Annotated in this window: 18 protein-coding genes and 1 tRNA gene; 12 read left to right on the forward strand and 7 right to left on the reverse strand. The window is 37.7% G+C overall.

Annotated elements, in window-relative coordinates; translation table 11 throughout:
- Window positions 1–132: 132 nt before the first annotated feature.
- Entirely contained in the window at window positions 133–651 is a 519-nt protein-coding gene (locus QQS39_RS04240) for an Hcp family type VI secretion system effector (RefSeq protein ID WP_285805446.1), read from the forward strand.
- A 299-nt stretch (window positions 652–950) separates the two neighbouring features.
- Here the strand turns inward: QQS39_RS04240 and btuF are convergent, their stop codons facing one another.
- Together btuF and mtnN are read right to left on the reverse strand one after the other, a co-directional pair.
- Window positions 951–1,778 (reverse strand): vitamin B12 ABC transporter substrate-binding protein BtuF, encoded by an 828-nt coding sequence (gene btuF / locus QQS39_RS04245; protein ID WP_285805447.1) that lies wholly within the window; start codon window positions 1,776–1,778, stop codon window positions 951–953.
- 104 nt (window positions 1,779–1,882) lie between these two features.
- Window positions 1,883–2,578, reverse strand: coding sequence for a 5'-methylthioadenosine/S-adenosylhomocysteine nucleosidase (mtnN, locus tag QQS39_RS04250; protein ID WP_285805448.1), 696 nt, complete (start codon window positions 2,576–2,578; stop codon window positions 1,883–1,885).
- A 127-nt stretch (window positions 2,579–2,705) separates the two neighbouring features.
- On the opposite strand from mtnN, the gene dgt reads away from it, so the two are divergent.
- The 4 genes from dgt (at window position 2,706) to QQS39_RS04270 (ending at window position 8,741) form a co-directional block, all read left to right on the forward strand.
- Window positions 2,706–4,214, forward strand: coding sequence for a dGTPase (dgt, locus tag QQS39_RS04255; RefSeq protein ID WP_285805449.1), 1,509 nt, complete (start codon window positions 2,706–2,708; stop codon window positions 4,212–4,214).
- 389 nt (window positions 4,215–4,603) lie between these two features.
- Window positions 4,604–5,929 carry a 23S rRNA (uracil(1939)-C(5))-methyltransferase RlmD gene (gene rlmD, locus QQS39_RS04260; protein ID WP_285805450.1) on the forward strand — a complete coding sequence of 442 codons (1,326 nt, stop codon included), beginning with the start codon at window positions 4,604–4,606 and terminating at the stop codon, window positions 5,927–5,929.
- An 86-nt stretch (window positions 5,930–6,015) separates the two neighbouring features.
- Complete coding sequence (gene relA / locus QQS39_RS04265; RefSeq protein WP_196569409.1) at window positions 6,016–8,253, forward strand: GTP diphosphokinase; 2,238 nt, start codon at window positions 6,016–6,018, stop codon at window positions 8,251–8,253.
- 149 nt (window positions 8,254–8,402) lie between these two features.
- On the forward strand, window positions 8,403–8,741 hold the full coding sequence (locus QQS39_RS04270) for a colicin E1 family microcin immunity protein (RefSeq protein ID WP_082918392.1): 339 nt from the start codon (window positions 8,403–8,405) through the stop codon (window positions 8,739–8,741).
- A gap of 23 nt (window positions 8,742–8,764) precedes the next feature.
- Here QQS39_RS04270 and QQS39_RS04275 read toward each other — a convergent pair whose 3' ends face one another.
- Window positions 8,765–10,039, reverse strand: a complete 1,275-nt coding sequence (locus QQS39_RS04275) for a colicin-like pore-forming protein (RefSeq protein ID WP_285805451.1) — start codon at window positions 10,037–10,039, stop codon at window positions 8,765–8,767.
- A gap of 244 nt (window positions 10,040–10,283) precedes the next feature.
- Here QQS39_RS04275 and mazG point away from each other — a divergent pair, with 244 nt between their 5' ends.
- From mazG to QQS39_RS04295, 4 genes are all read left to right on the forward strand, one after another.
- Entirely contained in the window at window positions 10,284–11,081 is a 798-nt protein-coding gene (gene mazG, locus QQS39_RS04280; RefSeq protein ID WP_109371538.1) for a nucleoside triphosphate pyrophosphohydrolase, read from the forward strand.
- Between the two features lie 511 nt (window positions 11,082–11,592).
- Window positions 11,593–13,230: a glutamine hydrolyzing CTP synthase gene (pyrG, locus tag QQS39_RS04285; protein ID WP_151434409.1), complete on the forward strand. Its 1,638-nt coding sequence runs from the start codon at window positions 11,593–11,595 to the stop codon at window positions 13,228–13,230.
- A gap of 62 nt (window positions 13,231–13,292) precedes the next feature.
- Complete coding sequence (gene eno, locus QQS39_RS04290; RefSeq protein WP_099074305.1) at window positions 13,293–14,594, forward strand: phosphopyruvate hydratase; 1,302 nt, start codon at window positions 13,293–13,295, stop codon at window positions 14,592–14,594.
- A gap of 322 nt (window positions 14,595–14,916) precedes the next feature.
- Window positions 14,917–16,299 carry an SLC13 family permease gene (locus QQS39_RS04295; RefSeq protein WP_151434411.1) on the forward strand — a complete coding sequence of 461 codons (1,383 nt, stop codon included), beginning with the start codon at window positions 14,917–14,919 and terminating at the stop codon, window positions 16,297–16,299.
- 281 nt (window positions 16,300–16,580) lie between these two features.
- Here the strand turns inward: QQS39_RS04295 and mltD are convergent, their stop codons facing one another.
- Entirely contained in the window at window positions 16,581–17,915 is a 1,335-nt protein-coding gene (gene mltD / locus QQS39_RS04300; protein WP_285805452.1) for a murein transglycosylase D, read from the reverse strand.
- A 75-nt stretch (window positions 17,916–17,990) separates the two neighbouring features.
- Complete coding sequence (gene gloB / locus QQS39_RS04305; RefSeq protein WP_196736000.1) at window positions 17,991–18,746, reverse strand: hydroxyacylglutathione hydrolase; 756 nt, start codon at window positions 18,744–18,746, stop codon at window positions 17,991–17,993.
- A 38-nt stretch (window positions 18,747–18,784) separates the two neighbouring features.
- Here gloB and QQS39_RS04310 point away from each other — a divergent pair, with 38 nt between their 5' ends.
- Window positions 18,785–19,501 (forward strand): methyltransferase domain-containing protein, encoded by a 717-nt coding sequence (locus QQS39_RS04310; protein ID WP_151434414.1) that lies wholly within the window; start codon window positions 18,785–18,787, stop codon window positions 19,499–19,501.
- A gap of 11 nt (window positions 19,502–19,512) precedes the next feature.
- On the opposite strand, the gene rnhA is transcribed toward QQS39_RS04310, so the two are convergent.
- Window positions 19,513–19,992, reverse strand: coding sequence for a ribonuclease HI (gene rnhA, locus QQS39_RS04315; RefSeq protein ID WP_285805453.1), 480 nt, complete (start codon window positions 19,990–19,992; stop codon window positions 19,513–19,515).
- A gap of 65 nt (window positions 19,993–20,057) precedes the next feature.
- Between rnhA and dnaQ the strand changes: the two genes are divergently transcribed.
- Both dnaQ and QQS39_RS04325 read left to right on the forward strand, forming a co-directional pair.
- On the forward strand, window positions 20,058–20,810 hold the full coding sequence (gene dnaQ, locus QQS39_RS04320) for a DNA polymerase III subunit epsilon (protein WP_151434415.1): 753 nt from the start codon (window positions 20,058–20,060) through the stop codon (window positions 20,808–20,810).
- A gap of 123 nt (window positions 20,811–20,933) precedes the next feature.
- Window positions 20,934–21,010: transfer RNA gene (locus QQS39_RS04325), tRNA-Asp, on the forward strand.
- A 22-nt stretch (window positions 21,011–21,032) separates the two neighbouring features.
- Here the strand turns inward: QQS39_RS04325 and QQS39_RS04330 are convergent.
- The gene (locus tag QQS39_RS04330) at window positions 21,033–21,164 is read right to left on the reverse strand and encodes a hypothetical protein (RefSeq protein ID WP_285805454.1); all 132 of its coding nucleotides are present in this window, start codon (window positions 21,162–21,164) and stop codon (window positions 21,033–21,035) included.
- Window positions 21,165–21,737 lie beyond the last annotated feature (573 nt).

A 21,737-nucleotide genomic window follows, 5' to 3' on the forward strand; every position in this document is an offset into this window, starting at 1 on the left:
CTTTACTTCTTATTAAAACTACTTAAGCTATTCTAATCGGATCGCAGTGCACACTGGCTGATTTTTGAAAAGGACATCAACAATAATAGTTTTGTTGAGAAACAATTACTGACGATTAATTAAGGACTTGTCATGCCAACTCCATGCTATCTCTCTATTGAAGGAATAACCCAAGGCAACATTACTGCGGGGGCATTTACTGCTGAATCAGTAGGAAATATTTATGTTCAAGGTCATGAAAATGAAATGCTGGTGCAAGCATTTTCTCATGTTGTGACAGTACCGACTGATCCACAATCGGGTCAGCCTTCTGGTCAACGCGCTCATAAACCTTTCTGTTTTACTGTGGCGTTAAACAAAGCAGTTCCTCTGCTGTATAACGCCTTAGCCTCTGGCGAAATGCTGCCAAAAATCACCTTAAAATGGTTTCGCACCTCGGTTGAAGGAAAGCAAGAGCATTTCTTCACCACCATGTTAACCGATGCGACCATCGTGAATATCGATTGCCAAATGCCTCACTGCCAAGATCCGACTAAATCTGACTTTACTCAATTGATCGAAGTGTCTATTTCTTATCGCAAAATTAATTGGGAACATACAGTTGCAGGGACTTCAGGCTCTGACGACTGGCGTGCGCCACTCGAAGGTTAATCTTTTACGCTTTATTTATGGGCTCTGTAGAGCCTATAAATATCTGTATTTTTTAGTCTCCATTAGGAGATGATTGTAATACTGATAAATATTATTTGAATTTAAATTTAAATAATAAAGAAAGTATTTTTTCTATTTTTAAATAATGAAAATTAAAAAATAATAATGATTTTATTATCCGATGCATCGCCAAACTCTGTTATTAGACAGGGAATATGAGGTACATCGGATAAACAATATTCCCGTCGCGTTAGAAAGGTAAAGGGGGATTAGTGGCAATTGAGTAATTAATAAATTGGCTAATTGTTTGTTGCTATCGCCTCACAAATTTGCTGTGCTGCATTAATAATACGTGGTGTAGGGCGACTAAAACTGTCTTCATCAATAGCAATAACTGGAACAGTAAGATGAGGTTGCCAAAACGCTTGTACAGTAGGTATTTGATCTGCTTTACCACTGAATATAATCAAATCAGGTTGCTTTGTAAGTACTTGCTCACGACTTACTTGAGGCCATGCTACTGGGCTGTTAGCAAAGATATTCTCTCCACCGCAAAGCGCGGTAATATGGCTCTGTAATGTGCTATTTGATGTGGTAAATAATGGTTGCATCCCAAATTGGATAAAGACTTTTTTCTTGGTTTGATTCGATATATTTGATGCATATTTTTGCTGTAATGCTTGATATTGCTGGCGCAATTGTTGGGCGCTTTTTAATGCTATATCAGGATGATGGCTATAATTGGAAAGCGTAATAAGATCGTCTGCGATTTCTTCAATACTTTGTGGATCAGAATAAATGATAGAAATACCCAAAGCTTTTAACTGATCTAACGACCGTTGTGGATTACCGCCTTGCCATGCAATGACTAAATCAGGCTTTAATAATAGAATGCGCTCAATATTAATCCCCTGCCAATTGGCAACCTGTTCAATATTTTTGGCATCCTCTGGATAATCAGAGTAAGCACTAACTCCGACAATATTATCACCCATGCCCGCAGCATAAGCCATTTCAGTGGCTGATGGCGATAGTGTAATAACACGATCAGCAGGCGTGATAGCAATGGCAAAATTGAAGCAAAATAATGAACAGAGTAATAACCCAAGATTGATAAATAAACGCATTACTTTTCCAATAGTAAAAAATACCCACCTATTTTTTATCTTAGAATAAGTAAAAAATAAAGGCGGGGTATTGATAAAGCGATATTAGGATTATCTCGACTTAATTAGTTTTTTAATTTATCCAACATCGCTGTCACCATTAAGCTTGATTGCTCTGCGGCAACAGATAAAAACTCATCAAAACTTAAGTGTGATTCTTTATCGGCTACATCAGAAATAGCACGAACCACAACAAATGGTGTGCTGAACTGATGGCAAACATGACCAATTGCGGTTGATTCCATTTCTACGGCTGCAACCTCTGGGAATGTGCGACGGATACGGGCTAAAGGTTCCGCACCATTAATAAATGCATCACCACTGCAAATTAAACCACGAACAGCATTTAATTTTAGTGATTCAATACATTCTTCTGCTATTTGAACAAGTTTAGGCTCAGCAATAAAAGCAGGAGGGCATTGTGCCATTTGACCTGGTTCATAACCAAACGCAGTAACATCAGCATCGTGATAGCGAACTTCCGTTGAAACAACGATATCACCGACATTTAATCTTGAGTCTAAACCACCTGCTGAACCAGTATTGATAACAACATCAGGGCGAAAATGCTCAAGTAATAATGTTGTGCCAATTGCAGCCGCAACTTTACCAATACCTGATTTTAATAATGCAACATCAACACCGTTGATTGTGCCTGTATAGATTTCACAACCGCCACGAGATAAGATTTGGCAATCTTCAATTTTCTCACGCAGAAGTGTGACTTCTTGCTCCATTGCACCTATTACGCCAACTCTCATTGTGTCATACTCACTTGTAGGTTAATAATAAATGGAAATTTAAATAGAGTTTAACATCTATCGGAAAAACACGATATAACACAAAGAATAGAGAATTCGTTTCATCGAAACCAGAAAGAGGACAGAAATGATCGATTTTAAGCTGAAGTTAAATTATCAACGCAAATATAACAGCAGTGATATCGATATTAACGATGAAGTACAGGTTTCTCGTCAGTTTGAAAGTGATCGTGGACGTATTATTAACTCAGCCGCTATTCGTCGTTTACAACAAAAAACACAAGTCTTTCCCCTAGAGCAAAATTCTGCTGTACGTAGCCGTCTTACTCATTCTCTTGAAGTTCAACAAATTGGGCGTTATATCGCTAAGCAAATTATTGGTGAATTAAAAAAACAAAATAAGCTTGAAGAATATGGTTTAAGTGATCGTATTGATAGTTTAGAAAGCTTAATTGAGATGGCGTGTTTAATGCACGATATTGGTAATCCACCGTTTGGTCATTTTGGTGAAGCCGCGATTAAGCATTGGTTTGAAAAAGTATTATCACCAGAGGCGACAGCCGAATTTGACAGTTGTCCTTTTATTCCTATGCAGTATTCAGCTAAAGTGCAATTAAATGAATTGCGACAAACTTTACGCCAAGATTTATGCCAGTTTGAAGGAAATGCTCAAGCTATTCGGATGGCGCACCATCTTCTTAAATTGAATTTAACCTATGCGCAAATTGGCTGTGTATTAAAATATACCCGACCTGCTTATTGGCAAGGTGAAGTCCCCAAAGAATATAGCTATTTAATGAAAAAACCAGGGTATTACTGGTCTGAATTAGCATTTGTAAAAGAAGTACAAGAAAAATTAGATATGGGCGAATTTTGTCGCTTTCCTCTTACTTATATTATGGAAGCTGCCGACGACATCTCTTATTGCATTGCAGATTTAGATGATGCGGTAGAAAAGGGAATTTTTGATATCAACCGTCTTGTTCAGCTTTTACGTGATGTATGGCGTGAAAATGGTGATGTAGCCGAAGGTGATTTATTCGATATTACTGTGGGTCGTGCTTATAAAAAAGTCGATCAAAATGAAGCTAAACGCAGTATGCAAGATCAGTTTTTTATGTATTTACGAGTTTATATTACAGGAAAATTAGTTCCTTATACGGCGTACCGTTTTATAAAAAATTTACCACAAGTGTATGAAGGTCGCTTTAATCATGCCTTGCTTGAAGGAAATAGTGCGGAGCATCGTTTATTAACGACATTAAAAAGTGTTGCTAAAAAATGGGTATTTAGCCATCCTGAGGTTGAAGAGCTTGAAATGAAAGGATATCGCGTGATCAGTGGATTACTTGATATCTATAAGCCCTTGCTTTTATTATCAACTGAAGATTTTTTAAGATTGCATAAATATAACGAACATCCTAAATATGTTATTGAGACGCGTTTATATCATAAGCTTTCTGTTAAACATAAACTGGCTTATAACGAGATGTTAGAAAAGCTAGATGATATAAATACTGAAAGAGGAAAAATTTTAGAGTTTTATTATCGAACAAGATTAATTCAAGATTATATCAGTGGAATGACTGATCATTATGCTTATGAAGAATATAGGAAATTAATGGTTTGTGATTAATTTGTAATCATTAAGAAAAATGCTATCTAATTGATTGGTGATAAAATTTAGACTTTTCTTAGTGATAATAAAGATTTATTAAAATAACAGAAAATAGATGTTATTAATTGTAAATATATTCAATATAAAAGTTATATATAATATTTGTTAGTTATAGAACAATATAAAATCCATAAAGTGAGAGTCTTAGGTTGTTATCATTAAAAGTTTTCTCAATTTAACAAAAATATTGCTTATATCAGTTAAGTAAATAACTTGTTCGATGTTATACTCTCTCCATGTTTTCTTCTGAAATGCATAGTCATTCATGTAACGCTGAAAAACATACAGCGTATCCTAAAGCGATGTCATTTCACTGTTAATCCGTCATTGATACTTAATTTAATACTATGGTGCAGTTTTATTCCCCTAAAAAACGTCCTGTGAAAAAACAGGTAACAACTCTGGAAGTGACCGCCAGTGCATTGGATGCAAATGGTCAAGGTATTGCTCACGCTGAGGGCAAAACGATTTTTGTAAAAGGACTACTCCCACAAGAAACTGCTCGTATTCGTTTAACAGAAGAAAAGCGCCAGTTTGCTAAAGGCGAAGTTATTAAGCGTTTGACTACCAGTGAACAGCGTATAGCGCCTCATTGTGAATATTATGAGCGTTGTGGCGGGTGTCAGCAGCAGCATGTGCCCATTGCGCTACAGCGCACAACCAAAGCCGGTGTGTTATCGCACCTTATTAAGCGTGAAACGGGGGTGATTATTTCAGCAGAGCCTGTGATTGCGGGGGCTGAATATGGTTATCGTCGTAGAGCAAGATTGGGATTACGTTATCAACCTGAAAAAGGGTTGGTGATGGGGTTTCGTCAAGAGCGCTCTAATGATTTGGTCATGATAAAAAAATGCCCAGTATTAAAGCCACAGCTCAATGATTTATTGTCTCCGCTTTGGACATGCCTTAAAAATTTAATATCAGTACGTGATTTAGGGCATGTTGAAATGGTGCTCGCTGATAATGGTCCACTGGTTATTTTACGCCATTTATCGCCATTGCCTGAGAGTGATAAACAGAGTTTGCGTGATTTCTCTCAAACTCATCAAGTTACGATGTATCTTGCAGGTGATAATAGCGAGATAGCACGATTAACTTCAATTGAGAAGGAACCCTTCTATCAAATAGAAGGTCTTAATTTACGTTTTGCACCCACTGATTTTATTCAAGTGAATGATGAAATAAATCCTAAGATGGTTGCTCAAGCCATTAATTGGCTTGATTTATCGCCAGAAGATCGCGTATTAGATCTGTTTTGCGGTATGGGAAATTTTACCTTACCTATCGCAAAACGCGTGAGTGAAGTGGTGGGTATAGAAGGTGTACCCGCACTGGTTGAAATGGCGAAACAGAATGCAGAACTGAACCAATTAGGTAATGCGCATTTTTGGCATGCAGATTTATCGGCTGATTTTTCTGCGATGTCGTGGGCGAAAGAAGGGTTTAACAAAGTGTTGTTAGATCCTGCAAGGGCAGGGGCTTTGGAGGTAATGTCACATATTGTGAAGTTATCCGCAGAAAAAATCGTGTATGTCTCCTGTAATCCGACCACGTTAGCCAGAGATAGTAAGATATTATTAGATTCTGGATATCGGCTAATCAGTTTAAAAATGTTGGATATGTTTCCACAAACGGGTCATCTGGAATCAATGGCACTGTTTAGTCGAAAATAAGTTTAGTCGAAAATAAATTTGGTCGAAAATAAACAGTTAGCCAGTAATAAGTCGCAAATAAGATTTATACCGTGTAGGGAGAGAATATGGTTGCAGTAAGAAGTGCTCACTTAACACCTGCAGGAGAGTTTGCTGTTGATAAATGGGTCAACAGCTTGAACTTAACCCATGTCAATGCGGGTAGTGAAATCATGCAAACCTGGGAATACTGCCATCGTACTGTTCAAGGGCGTGAAGATGCCGAACTGCTATTGTGGCGTGGTGTTGAAATGGTGGAGCTTCTTTCGACATTAAGCATGGACAAAGACAGCATGAGGGCAGCGCTTCTTTTCCCCCTTGCTGAAGAAAATCTTATTGATCAGGAAATCGTCACTGAACATTTTGGTGATGCGATTTGGAGCTTAGTACGTGGTGTAATGGAAATGGATGCCATACGCCAGTTAAAAGCAACGCATACCAATGAAACAAGCTCTGTTCAGGTGGATAATGTTCGCCGAATGTTGTTATCTATGGTGGAAGATTTCCGTTGTGTGGTCATCAAACTTTCAGAGCGTATTGCCCATTTACGCGAAGTGAAAGATGCCACAGAAGATGAGCGCGTACTGGCAGCAAAAGAGTGTTTTAATATTTATGCACCATTAGCCAACCGATTGGGTATTGGTCAATTAAAATGGGAATTAGAAGATTTCTGCTTCCGCTATCTTCATCCTGATGAATACAAAAAAATAGCCAGCTTACTTCATGAGCGTCGTATCGACCGTGAACAGTATATTGATAATTTTGTCAGTACAGTGCGCGGTTATATGAAAGAAGAGAATGTTAATGTAGATATCTATGGACGTCCCAAACATATCTATAGTATCTGGCGCAAAATGAAGAAAAAAAATCTCGCATTTGATGAGTTATTTGATGTGAGAGCGGTACGTATTGTTGTTGAGCGTCTTCAAGACTGTTATGCCGCATTAGGGATTGTGCATACTCATTTCCGTCATTTACCTGATGAATTCGATGATTACGTCGCAAACCCAAAACCCAATGGTTATCAATCTATTCATACCGTTGTGTTAGGACCTGAAGGTAAAACGGTTGAAATTCAAATACGTACTCGCCAAATGCATGAAGATGCAGAATTGGGTGTGGCTGCGCACTGGAAATATAAAGAAGGTGCAACAGGCGCTGCGACGAAAGGCGGTACAGGCAGTTATGAAAACCGTATTGCATGGTTACGTAAACTGATTGCATGGCAAGAAGAGATGGCGGATTCTGGCGAAATGCTGGATGAAGTTCGTAGCCAAGTCTTTGATGATAGGGTTTACGTCTTTACGCCAAAAGGTGATGTTGTTGATTTACCGGCAGGTTCAACACCGCTTGATTTTGCTTATCATATCCATAGTGATGTGGGGCACCGTTGTATTGGGGCAAAAATTGGTGGGCGTATTGTGCCATTTAGCTATCAATTACAGATGGGCGACCAAATTGAAGTTATTACGCAAAAACATCCAAATCCAAGTCGCGATTGGTTAAATCCTAACTTAGGTTATGTCACGACAAGCCGTGGACGTGCGAAAATTCATAATTGGTTCCGTAAGCAAGATCGCGATAAAAATATTCTTGCGGGGCGTCAGATCTTAGATAACGAATTGGCGCATATGGATATCAACATGAAAGAAGCAGAAAAACTGCTGATCGCACGTTATAACGTTCATAGTGTTGATGAAGTATTAGCAGGTATTGGTGTCGGTGATATTCGAATCAACCAATTAGTGAACTTTATTCAAAGCAAATTGAATAAAGCCACTGCAGAAGATGAAGATAAAGAGGCACTGCGCACGCTCGAAAACAAAACGCCAGCACCAAGAACCACAGGGTCTGGTGGAAGCATTGTTGTCGAAGGTGTGGGTAACTTAATGCACCATATTGCGCGTTGTTGCCAGCCTATTCCGGGTGACAATATTGTCGGCTTTATTACTAAAGGTCGTGGTATTTCGATTCACCGTGCTGACTGTGAGCAACTGGCTGAATTACTTTCTCATGCACCAGAGCGTATTGTTGATGCGGTATGGGGAGAAAATTACTCCAGCGGTTATTCATTGGTAGTACGTGTTGTAGCGAATGATCGTAGTGGGTTATTACGTGATATCACGACAATTTTAGCCAATGAAAAAGTAAACGTACTTGGTGTGAGTAGCCGTAGCGATGTGAAGCAACAAATTGCGACAATCGATATGAATATTGAGATTTATAATCTCCAAGTATTAGGTCGTATTTTGGCAAAACTTAATCAGTTGCCAGATGTGATAGAGGCGAAACGCTTTTCTCACTAAATTATTAAAATGATAAGATGCCGAGACAACTGTTCTCGGCATTTTTTTATCTAAAAATCAGAAAATCTGTATATTTAGTTAGTAATTTAATTGCTAGGGTTTATTTAAAATAAATATGGTTTTAAATAAAAGAGATCTCGTAGGTAAATATGAAGATAACTAAACAATATTATATTAAGAATATGTGTTGGGGATGGTTTATTGGCGCTCTATTTTTATACTCTTGCTTAGAGTATGAGTTGAAGTATGAAAGTCTAATATTGTTAATTAGTATTTCTGGTATTGGATTATATCCGTTGGCTAAATGGGGGATTGAATATTTTTTTCTTCAATTTACTACTAGAGAATTTTGGAATCGAGGACTATTTTTAGATACAGCTGGTAAAGCTGGTGGTTTAGCTTTATATAGTTTCATCGTGTTTTTATTATCTATACCAATTACAATAATTTTTATATTATTTGTGTTAGTGAAAAGGTTGTTCCTCTAAATAAACAACCTTTAAAGTATTAATTAAATACCAATCAAATTATTGGCTTTTTCAATTAAGTCGTTATCAATCAATGCTCCAATACTTGCTATAAGCAATCCATATCCTAATACCCCTATGGGACCACCTAGAAGTACACTAAATGTAAATCCTGCTACAGATGTAGCCGCCATTCCTACAAATATAGTCTCTGCTTTAACAAAAAATGGACGCCAATTATCTGTTTCTGTTGCTTTTATTAACTCTATCGATAGATCTTTGACGTCAAGAGCTTTACTCACAAAAAACATACCATTACTAAATTTTTTTAATTTTTGAGCTATATCATCGAGTTTGATCGATTCCAATGCAGTTGCAATAGCTTTACGATCTTTGGCATTAATTCTTCTATTGATATCCGCTTTGTATTTTTCGTAAGCTTTTAGCGCATCATCAACGTTACGGATGGTTTTTCCTCTGGCTTGTTGTGCTAAAGACTCCGCTAATTTTCTTGCTTTATCACCATAAGCATTAAACACTTCTTTATAAAAATCAGCAGTAAACTTTATTGAATCATGCAACTGCTTAAAATCATCGTTTGTTTGTTCTTTTTTATTTGCTTGTTGAGCTAAAATATCAGCAATTTGGAAATTACGACGTGTAAACGTCATATTCTTGTGGAAATTTTGGCATGCAGATTTAAAATCTTGTTCTCTGATATATTTTTGCATCTCAGGGAAATTATTTATATTGTCTGCACCTTTATCTGCATATAAGGCATGTAAAGCTAATCTAACTGAGGGTAACCAGCGGGAATATTCCCCAAATTTTTCACCTATATTTTGTAACATAGGGTCTGGATGAGGACTAAAATGAATATCAAAAAGAAAACCATTTATATAGTTCATTTTTTGGTAAAACATTCTACTTAGATTCAGATCTGCTTCAAATATACGACCTATATTTTCATTATTTAATGGAATGTTATTTTCTTCCATATTTAATAATAGCAATGGAGAACTTTCATTAAACTCGTTTGATCTATGCATTAAAGCACGGCCATAGGGTCGCATTCTTAATGCTTTTTTTAATGCTAATTCAGTTTTCTGTTTTAAGTAAGATTTACATTCATTTTTAAACTCAGGGCAATTTTTCTTTCCGCAAACAGGGCATTCTTGTTTTTTATCCTGTATAAAATTATTACAAATAATATTTGTAGCTTGATTAAAAGAAAAACCATTATTAAAAGCATACTCAGGAATATAAGCACTATGTGGCGTTACAGTTAATGAACTAAATTGAATTATATTTTCACTCATTTTATTAATCCTTTAACAAAAATGACGTATTTATATGGTGTTGAAACGTGGATTTATAGTGAGGAGTATATTTGTAAATAACAAATTTATAGTTCAATTTAAAATGTCATTATTCTTTCAAAAAAGTTCTTTTTAAGATCTTGAGCTTGAAATGATAAGATGCCGAGACAACTGTTCTCGGCATTTTTTTATCTAAAAATATGTTAAACAGGATAAAGCTAACTCTTATTTAAAAGGCAATGTGATGTCAGAAAATCGTGAAATCTTTCGTTTATTAGAAATTATGGCACAGCTACGTGATCCTAATACTGGATGTGAATGGGATAAAGTGCAGACTTTTGACACTATTGCACCTTATACATTAGAAGAAACCTATGAAGTATTAGATGCCATTACGCGCAAAGATTTTGCTGATTTAAAAGAAGAGTTAGGCGATTTGCTTTATCAAGTCGTTTTTTATTCACGAATGGCACAAGAGCAAAATCTATTTGATTTTAATGATGTCTGTGAAGCCATTAGCAATAAATTAGAACGTCGCCATCCTCATATTTTTGTATCTGAAAGTGACAATAATTTCGCCACCGAAAAGCACCGTTGGGAAAAGCTCAAAGCTCAAGAGCGTGAAGCTAAAGCTCTATTTTCATTGTTAGATGATATCCCTGTGTCATTGCCCGCTTTAATGAAAGCCGAAAAAATCCAAAAACGGTGTGCTTCTGTGGGATTCGATTGGAATGAACTAGAGCCTGTTTTAGGTAAAGTTTATGAAGAAATTGATGAAGTGATGGCTGAAGTGAAAAAAGAGCCTCAAGATGCCTCTCGAATTGAAGATGAGTTAGGTGATTTACTGTTTTCTGTGGTGAATTTATCACGCCATTTAAAACAAAAACCTGAACAAGCACTCAATCGAGCATGCAGAAAATTTGAACAACGCTTTCGTTTTGTTGAAAAAACGCTCTCAGAAGAAGGTATAGGCATAGAAAATGCCTCATTGGAAGAGATGGAGATCTGTTGGCAGAAAGCAAAAGGACAACAGGTTGAGTGAATTGTGACACGCAAATTAACGCCAGCGTGACATAAAGTGCGATAAAAATAGTCTATAACATCTCGTTTTTTCAGCGATTTTTATAAAAGATTTTAAAAAGCGAAATTATAAAAGGTAATTTCGTTTTTTTGTTTTTGGGTGATTTAAAATCTTGTAGTTACATTTTATTGCATTAAAAATGTGATTAACCTCAAAAAAATTAAAAGCATGATCATAAGCAAAAGATCTCGCTATAAACCTGCTACACTTAATACCGTGAAAAAAATAAAGCATCTCTTCTTTAAAAATGATATCTTAGCTGAAAGGATTAAGCTAAAATGCTTGAGAAATATTTTCACGGGTTTAGTTAATTGAATTTTTACTGTTTTTTCGTGTTTAAACGGATAAGTGGCGTGATGAAAAAGAACTTTATACTACTAAGAATGTTTGTAGCGAAAATAAGGTTCGGGTATACTGTGTTCCCGTCCAGTTATATCCATCATCCTAATACACCTAAACTTTCAGGTTCAGCATGAAAACGAATTATATTTTTGTGACCGGCGGGGTCGTATCCTCTCTGGGTAAAGGCATTGCCGCAGCCTCTCTGGCGGCTATACTCGAAGCCCGTGGACTCAATGTCACCATGATGAAGTTGGATCCGTATATCAACGTCGATCCAGGTACTATGAGCCCAATTCAGCACGGGGAAGTCTTCGTCACTGACGATGGTGCTGAAACTGATCTCGACTTAGGGCACTATGAGCGCTTTATTCGCACGAAAATGACTCGTCGTAATAACTTCACGACAGGTCGCGTATACTCTGAAGTATTACGTAAAGAGCGCCGTGGTGACTATCTTGGGGCTACAATTCAAGTTATTCCTCATATCACTAATGAAATCAAAGAACGTATTATCCGTGGCGGTGAAGGCCATGATGTCGTTTTAGTTGAAGTCGGAGGGACAGTTGGTGATATCGAATCTTTACCATTCTTAGAAGCGATTCGCCAAATGGCAGCAGAAGTAGGCCGCGAGCATACATTCTACCTGCATTTAACTTTGGTGCCTTATTTAGCCGCTTCTGGTGAAGTGAAAACCAAACCAACTCAGCATTCAGTAAAAGAATTACTGTCGATCGGTATCCAACCTGATGCGTTGATTTGCCGTTCAGACCGCGTTATTCCTGCAAACGAACGTGCCAAAATTGCACTGTTCTGTAATGTACCAGAGAAAGCGGTTATTTCATTAAAAGACGTCGATTCCATTTATAAAATCCCTGCACTATTGAAATCACAGGGATTAGATGATTATATCTGTAAACGATTCAGCTTAGATTGCCCAGTTGCAAATCTTGCAGAGTGGGAACAAGTTATTTACGAAGAAGCAAATCCTGAAGGCGAAGTGACCATTGGTATGGTGGGTAAATATGTTGAATTACCAGATGCCTATAAATCAGTGATTGAAGCATTAAAACATGGTGGTTTCAAAAGCCGTGTTACTGTAAATATCAAACTAATTGATTCACAAGACGTTGAAACCCGTGGCGTAGAAATGCTTAAAGGGTTAGATGCAATCTTAGTACCGGGTGGTTTTGGTGAACGTGGTGTTGAGGGCAAAATTATGGCTGCTCAATATGCACGCGAAAATAAAATCCCTTACTTGGGCATTTGCTTAGGTATGCAGGTTGCTATGATTGAGTTTGCACGTAATGTCGTTGGTATGGAAGGCGCAAACTCCACTGAATTTGCACCAGATTGTAAATATCCTGTTATTGCATTAATCACCGAATGGCGTGATGAAGACGGTAATGTCGAAATGCGTTCAGAAGACAGTGATTTAGGTGGCACGATGCGCCTTGGTGCTCAGCCTTGCCATTTAAGTGGTGATAGCTTAGTACGTACTCTGTATGGCAAAAACACCATTACAGAGCGCCATCGTCACCGTTATGAAGTAAATAATTTGCTATTAAAACGTATCGAAGATGCGGGTTTACGTATCGCAGGTCGTTCAGTAGATAACAAGCTGGTGGAAATTATTGAAAATCCAAACCATCCTTGGTTTGTTGCTTGTCAGTTCCACCCAGAGTTTACCTCAACGCCGCGTGACGGCCATCCGTTATTTGCAGGCTTTGTGAAAGCAGCCTTTGATAACCAAAAAGGTCTGCTGAAATAGGATATATGAGAAGAGATAGGGTATCTCTTCTCGGAAATTTAACTTGTACAGAGGAAAACCGAATGTCCAAAATCGTTAAAGTACTTGGTCGTGAAATTATTGATTCTCGTGGCAACCCAACAGTTGAAGCAGAAGTTCACTTAGAAGGTGGTTTTGTTGGTATGGCGGCTGCTCCATCAGGTGCATCAACAGGTTCTCGCGAAGCTTTAGAATTACGTGATGGTGATAAATCACGTTTCTTAGGTAAAGGTGTTCTGAAAGCGGTTGCTGCTGTTAATGGTCCAATCGCTAAAGCGATCCTTGGCCAAGATGCAAAAGACCAAGCTAACATCGATAAAATCATGATCGATTTAGATGGTACTGAAAACAAATCAAACTTTGGTGCAAACGCAATCCTAGCGGTTTCTTTAGCAAACGCAAAAGCAGCAGCAGCTGCGAAAGGTATGCCTTTGTACGAGCACATTTCTGATCTGAACGGTACTCACGGTCAATATTCTATGCCTCTGCCAATGATGAACATCATCAACGGTGGTGAGCACGCAGATAACAACGTTGATATCCAAGAATTCATGATCCAACCAGTTGGCGCGCCTTCTCTGAAAGAAGCAGTGCGTATGGGTTCAGAAATCTTCCATCACTTAGCAAAAGTGCTGAAAGCAAAAGGTATGAACACTGCAGTTGGTGACGAAGGTGGTTATGCACCAAACTTAGAATCTAACGCTGCTGCATTAGCTGCTATCAAAGAAGCAGTTGAGAAAGCGGGTTACGTTTTAGGTAAAGACGTTACTCTGGCTATGGACTGTGCAGCTTCTGAGTTCTACAACAATGAAACAGGTAACTACGAACTGAAAGGCGAAGGCAAAACCTTCACTTCACAAGAGTTCACTCATTATTTAGAAGAACTGACTAAACAATACCCAATCGTTTCTATCGAAGATGGTTTAAACGAATCTGACTGGGATGGTTTCGCATACCAAACTAAAGTTCTTGGTGACAAAATCCAACTGGTTGGTGACGACCTGTTTGTAACTAACACTAAGATCCTGAAAGAAGGTATCGATAAAGGCATCGCTAACTCAATTCTGATCAAATTCAACCAAATCGGTTCACTGACAGAAACTTTAGCAGCAATCAAAATGGCGAAAGATGCAGGCTACACAGCAGTTATCTCTCACCGTTCTGGTGAAACTGAAGATGCAACTATCGCTGACTTAGCAGTGGGTACAGCAGCAGGCCAAATCAAAACAGGTTCTATGAGCCGTTCTGACCGTGTTGCTAAATATAACCAACTGATCCGTATCGAAGAAGCATTAGGTAACAAAGCACCTTTCAACGGTCTGAAAGAAGTTAAAGGTCAAGCATAATTCTTGCACCTTTGATTAAAAAATCTTATTAATCTGAAAGAGGAGAACCTTGTGTTCTCCTCTTTTTTTTGGTTTTTTTACAGAAAAAACAGAATATTTATTCTTAACGCCTTTTAAAAAGTGTGATGCGTAAGAGAAAATAGTGTTCAATTATTACTCTTTTATTAATAAATTGGTTAATTCTCGTGGATGAGATCCCAAATATGGCTTTTGTGCGTTTTCAATGGCGAGAAATGTTTTTATATTTCACATATAACCTATTTCGTTAACAATTTAAGCTTAGTGAATCCAATGTTCATATCAGCTAATGTGGAGTATTATCATGGACGCATCCAATTTAGCCCCATCGGCGAAGTCTAGCCCGATAAACAAACGAGGGTTAATTATTCTGGCTATCGATGTGGTGTTATTACTACTTTTGCTAGAATTTTTACCTTATGATCCAAAGGCCAATGCAGGTTTAGCATTAATGGTGTTTGTTGGGGTGTTATGGCTGACAGAAGCTATTCACGTTACGATAACAGCATTATTTATTCCTATATTAGCCGTTGTACTCGGGCTAATGAATACCAATGAGTCATTAAAATCATTTGCAAATCCCATTATTTTCTTATTCTTCGGTGGCTTTGCATTAGCGACAGCGCTTCATATTCAAGGGCTAGATCGCTTAATTGCTAACCGCTTGCTGATGATTGCAAAAGGTAAACTTTCAATCGCGGTATTGTTGTTATTTGGTGTAACTGCATTACTTTCAATGTGGATCAGTAACACAGCAACGGCTGCGATGATGCTCCCTTTAGTATTAGGTATTTTATCCAACTTAGATATTCGTTCAGAGCGTAATACTTTCGTATTCGTATTATTAGGTGTTGCTTATAGTGCAAGTATCGGTGGCTTAGGTACGTTGGTTGGTAGCCCTCCCAATGCGATTGCTGCGGCTCAATTGAATTTAGATTTTATTACGTGGATGAAATACGGTATTCCAATCATGTTAGTGTTATTGCCTATCATGTTTATTGTGATGTACCTGATGCTACGTCCTAATTTAAAACATAAATTTGATCTCAAATTAGAAGTGTTAGAGTGGAATAACAAACGTGTTATCGCCATGACTATCTTCTTAGTTACCGTATTTTGCTGGATCTTCAGCTCTTTCATCAGCAGTGCTCTTGGTGGTGTAAAAGATTTAGATACAGTTATTGCGGTTAGTGCGGCAATTGTTATCGGTGTAACAGGTGTAGCAAGCTGGAGCCAAATCCAAGAGAATACAGAGTGGGGTGTGTTAATGCTGTTCGGTGGTGGTTTAACACTGAGCGCTATTTTACAGTCTTCTGGTGCAAGCCTTGTGATGGCAGATTTCATGAAGGAAACCTTTGGTGCAAGCCACTGGTTCGTGATTATCCTTGCGGTAACAACCTTTATCATCGTATTAACTGAATTTACCAGTAATACCGCAAGTGCCGCGTTATTAGTACCTATCTTTGCAACAGTAGCACAAGCATTAGGTATGCCAGTAATGGCGTTAACGATGATTATCGGTATTGGTGCATCCTGTGCGTTTATGTTGCCTGTTGCAACTCCACCAAATGCGATTGTTTTTGGTTCAGGTTACATTAAACAAAGTGAAATGGTACGTGTCGGTGGTGTGCTGAACTTAGTATGTATCTTAGTTATCGCTCTGTTTGCTTGGTTCTTCTGGCTATAAGTTAGTGTGCTAAATTAAGTACGCTAAATTAATCAAATAGAGATAAAAATGAAGCGCGTGATAGTTAAATATCAGGCGCTTTTTTTATTACCTAATATTTGCAATGGTAAAGGGGGAGCCATATTCAAGCAGAATAAAATAGAAGGAATAGACGAAAAGGATAAAAGGGATGAAAGGGATAAAAAGAGTGACTCATTGATAATAAAGAAAAAGCCATCTCTATTTATCACCGCTAAGGTATTAAATATATTGATGGCTTTCAAAACGTTTAAGTACAAAAACTATTTTATATACAGTGTTAATTGAGTACCCGGTTTTAACATTTTAATGTCAGCATTCCAGCTCATTAACTGTTTTAGGTTAATGCCGTGGCGACGGGCAATACTGTAATAAGAGTCACCTTGGCGTACTTTATAGTAGCTGGGTGAAGGTTTTGCTGGTTTCGTTATCGTGGTATTACTGACACTACCAGCATTATGAATTTTTAATGTTTGACCAACCAGTAATGTGCTCTTGGCATTTAAGCCATTAATACGCTGTAAGTCTTTGACACTCATATTGTAGCGACGAGCAATAGCGTAAAACGAATCCCCTGAACGAACCTTATAAACACCTTCTTGCTTAATAGATTGATTCGTTTTGGCAACAGCCAAGCGAATTGTTTCTAATACCGCTTCATCCTCAAAAGCGTTACGGAATTGGTCAAGTTTATTGCGAGGCAACATAATGACATGAGGACCATTCGGTGCGGTTATTCCACGCTTATAACCAGGGTTATAATCTTTCACGGTATTAATAGGTAACTGACTTAATTCAGCAACTTTATTTAACGTGATTTGCTCGCCAACATCAAATGAGGCTAATGCTTTATCTCGATAGTTACTTTTTGGAAAAGTAATGGTCTGTTTGTTTTCACGAATAACTTTGCTCAACGCGAGAATTTTCGGCACATAATTCATCGTTTCTTTAGGTAAAGAAAGCGACCAATAGTCTGTTGGTAAGTTTTGACTCTCATTTGCCTTTATTGCTTGCATAACACGACCTTCGCCTGCGTTATAAGCAGCAAGGGCAAGTGCCCAATCACTATCGAACATCACATACAAGCGCTCTAGTAAATCAAGGGCTGCTTTAGTTGATGCCATAACATCACGACGACCGTCATACCATTGGTTTTGTGCCAAACCATAGTAATTACCGGTTATCGGTACAAATTGCCATAAACCAGCGGCATTTGCAGAAGAGGTAACATGGGGATTAAACGCACTTTCAACGACAGGAACAAGTGCAAGTTCCATCGGTAATTCACGTTTTTCAATTTCATCAATAATCGAATACATATAAGGTTCAGCACGAGAAGCAACACTCTGTATATGTTTGGGATTATTTAAAAAATATAATTCTTGCTGCGAGATCCTTTCATTTTCAGGGAGGTCCATTTTCAATTCACTTACCACATAACCCCATAAATTGGTTTTTACATCATATTGAGGTTGGTGAGAAGTTGCAGTCCCTTTCGTTGATGTTGGTGTGATCGCAGACAAATTAGGTTTAATGTTCTCAGATTGCTGACAGCCCGCCAATAGCAATATGGAGAACAAAATCGCTTTTGTCTTCATAATAGAAAAATTCATCCTGTGTGTTTTTTAAACCAAATGATACTTAGTGTGCCAAAATAAAACAATCAATAGAGATTAAAAGTTGTCTTTTAATTCTCTTAATTTTGTAAATGTCTTAATTGGAGCATAAGTATTAGTGGTTATATCTAAAATCCTTTGCAAATCAATATCGTCAGATTTCAAAAAAAGATTAATATTCTTTTCGTTTTTCAGTGTTATTGGCACAGTTGGTTGTAAATTTTTACGCATTTCACTAACTTGGGCTAAATAATCGGTAATAAGTGCATTTTCTGGCATGATATGATGCGCAAAGGTCATATTTGATAGGGTGTATTCATGAGCGCAACAAATTAATGTGTTATCAGGTAAAGCACTCAATCTTTGTAATGAACTAAACATTTGTTGTGCGGTGCCTTCGAATAAACGACCACAACCACCAGAAAAAAGTGTATCACCACAAAATAAATATGGTTCACAGTAATAAGCAACATGACCTAATGTATGGCCCGGTGTGCCAATCACATTAAAAGTGAAGGTGCCAACAATGATGCGTTCTTGATTATGAATAATATTTTCAGCCCCTTTACTTTGTGTTTCTTGTGGGCCAAAAACGTCAATGTTAGGATATTTTTTTACAAGCTCGGCAACGCCACCAACATGATCCTCATGATGGTGGGTTAATAAAATCGCGATAGGCGTTAGTGAACGTTGTGAGAGCATTTCAATAACAGGTTTGGCTTGTGACGGGTCTACAATCACACATTCACTATTTTCATTACTTAATAGCCAAATGTAGTTATCGGATAAAGCAGGAATTCTGATAAGCTCCATATAAGTTACCTTACTTATAAAATATTAAGGGTTAAACGATGAAAGCAGCGCGTTCAGTAAAACCAATTACAATGCCAGATTCTTGGCGTGATATTCCTTGGGGGGAATATTATCGCATGGCGATTGAATTGCGTTTACAAAACTGGTGGCCGAAAATGTATGGCTTTCATTTGCTAAAACTCGGTCAACTCAGTGCCGAACTTGATACCAAATTAAGTATCGTTTCACATCAAGTCAATGTGACATCGAATGCAATAAATGCGGATGTTATTGCGTCCTTAGATTATCTACCCTTTGAAAATAAATCGATAGATGTTTGCCTTATGGCTCATGTACTTGATTATAGTGCAGATCCTCATTGGCTATTAAGAGAAGCTGACCGTGTTTTAATTGATGATGGCTGGATAGTATTAACGAGCTTTAACCCTATTAGTTTATTAGGGCTAGGTAAATGTACGCCTCTTTTACGACAAAAGCAGCCTTATTCAAGTCGTATGTTTTCACTTCGACGCCAAATTGATTGGCTTAGTGTGTTAAATTACGAAGTCATGACACAACAGAATTTCCAAATTATGCCATTTTCAAGACCAATAAAACGTGATGGTAGCCGCTATCACATCGGTGGCTGTTTAAATTTAATTATTGCTCGTAAAAGAACGCTTCCTTTAACACCCACGGCATTGAAATTTGCATTGCCACGCCTGAGTGTAAAAGGTCGAGTTTTAGGCGCTACACGCAATCGCTCAGAGCCATAAAATATGATTCATTATGTTTTATCTTTCTGGCTTTCAATATAACCAGTGTCTTCTTGTGTAGGTGATTGAGCCGCCGTTTTTGCTAATTCATCACAACGTTCATTTTCATCATGACCAGCATGACCTTTTACCCAATGCCATTCGATTTCATGACGAGTAATAGCACTATCTAAGCGTTTCCATAAATCGACATTAAGCACAGGGCTTTTATCAGCTTTACGCCATTGGCGCTTTTTCCAGCTATGGATCCACTGTGTGATACCTTGTCTGACATATTGGCTATCTGTTGTCAGTGTAATTTTACAAGGGAATTTTAATGTTTCTAATGCTACGATAGCGGCAAGAAGTTCCATTCGGTTATTGGTGGTCATAAAAAAACCTTCACTTAGGGTTTTTTCATGTTGTTGATAGCGTAAAATAGCGCCATAACCACCAGGGCCTGGGTTGCCTAAGCATGAACCATCGGTGAATATTTCTACCTGCTTGTGCATAAAGGCGACTTATCCTTTTTGATTAATACGAAAAACTAACCCTAAGTCTGACATAAAAACGGATTATGAGCACTCCAATCACACGACAAATTGTACTTGATACCGAAACCACCGGTATGAATAAGCTGGGCGTTCATTATGAAGGTCATAATATCATTGAAATTGGTGCCGTGGAGGTTATCAATCGTCGATTAACAGGGCGAAATTTCCATGTTTATATTAAGCCCGAAAGATTAGTTGATCCCGAAGCGTTTGAAGTTCACGGTATTAGTGACGAGTTTTTAGAGGATTGTCCTTCTTTTGCTGATATTGCTGATGAATTTTTAGAATATATTCGTGGCGCAGAGCTGATCATTCATAACGCATCGTTCGATATTGGCTTTATGGATTATGAGTTTAGAAAGCTTAATCGTGATATTCCGCCTACCGAAACGTTCTGCCAAATTACCGATAGCCTTGCAATGGCAAGGGCATTATTCCCCGGTAAACGAAATAACCTTGATGCCTTATGTGATAGATACTTAATAGATAACTCTAAACGTACTCTTCACGGCGCGTTATTGGATGCTGAAATACTTTCTGACGTTTACTTGGCAATGACCGGTGGACAAACAGCATTAGCGTTTTCAATGGAAGGCGAATCAAGTAACGAGCAAGAGCAAAATGATATTCAGCGTATCGAACGCCCAGTTTCAGGATTAAGAGTCATAAGAGCCACCGCAGAAGAACTTGCTGAACACGAATCTCGATTAGATTTAGTTGAGAAAAAAGGCGGGCATTGTTTGTGGCGTCCAGCATCAAATGATGAGTCAGTTTGAATATAAAAAAAGCATAAAGGCTTAGTTAAGATTAAAAACTATCCAAATGCATCTTTTTGTTAGAAAAACAGTTGACGACAAGGCAAGAGATTCGTAATATTCACCTCGTCCGAAAGGATACCCGGAGCGGTAGTTCAGTTGGTTAGAATACCTGCCTGTCACGCAGGGGGTCGCGGGTTCGAGTCCCGTCCGTTCCGCCAAATTATGACGCCATGCTATTTATTAGCATGGCGTTTTTGCTATTGGGGTTTTATCATCATACCAGCCAGCAGTATGCCACTTTTCCGACCTTCTACCCGCAATTAAGCGGGTAACACCAGTACTGATCCCCGTTGATATCCAAACTAGCCCCACCTAGCCAGTAATACCCTGTTTATTAGACCCGCATAGCCGTTTGATTGAATATATAAATAATTACTGAAAACCAAGAAAACAGATTTTAACATTGTTTGAATAAAAAATATAAATATATTTTATGTATTTGCTTATCAGACTTGTGATTGATGACAGGATGTCTTTAATCGTTACCCTTCGAAAAATTACCGTTAAAATAATTAAAGCAATTAGAATAATAAAATAAATCATAATAACGAAGTGAACTAAAAAACCACAATAATACAAAACATCACTTTTAATTAGCTTTAATTACTCTTTCATGGATTAATTTAAAGAATTTTCAACCTGTATAATAAAATTATTTTTATTTTAACTTGATTGATTTTATTTATGTAATTCCGATAAATATGTCTTTTTACAGTTAGGGTTGTTGGTTTAACGTTAAATTATTGTTGGTTTTAATGACTGTTATATTGTATAAATACATTCATATATCTAATGAATTGTGCTTTCAGGTTATACATTAATCCACAGAGCGATGGTTGAAGCTTCAAAATGAAGAGTTAGCTGAAGCAGCGAGTGAATTGAGTG

The sequence above is a fragment of the Proteus appendicitidis genome, from assembly GCF_030271835.1.
Classification (GTDB): Bacteria; Pseudomonadota; Gammaproteobacteria; order Enterobacterales; family Enterobacteriaceae; genus Proteus; species Proteus appendicitidis.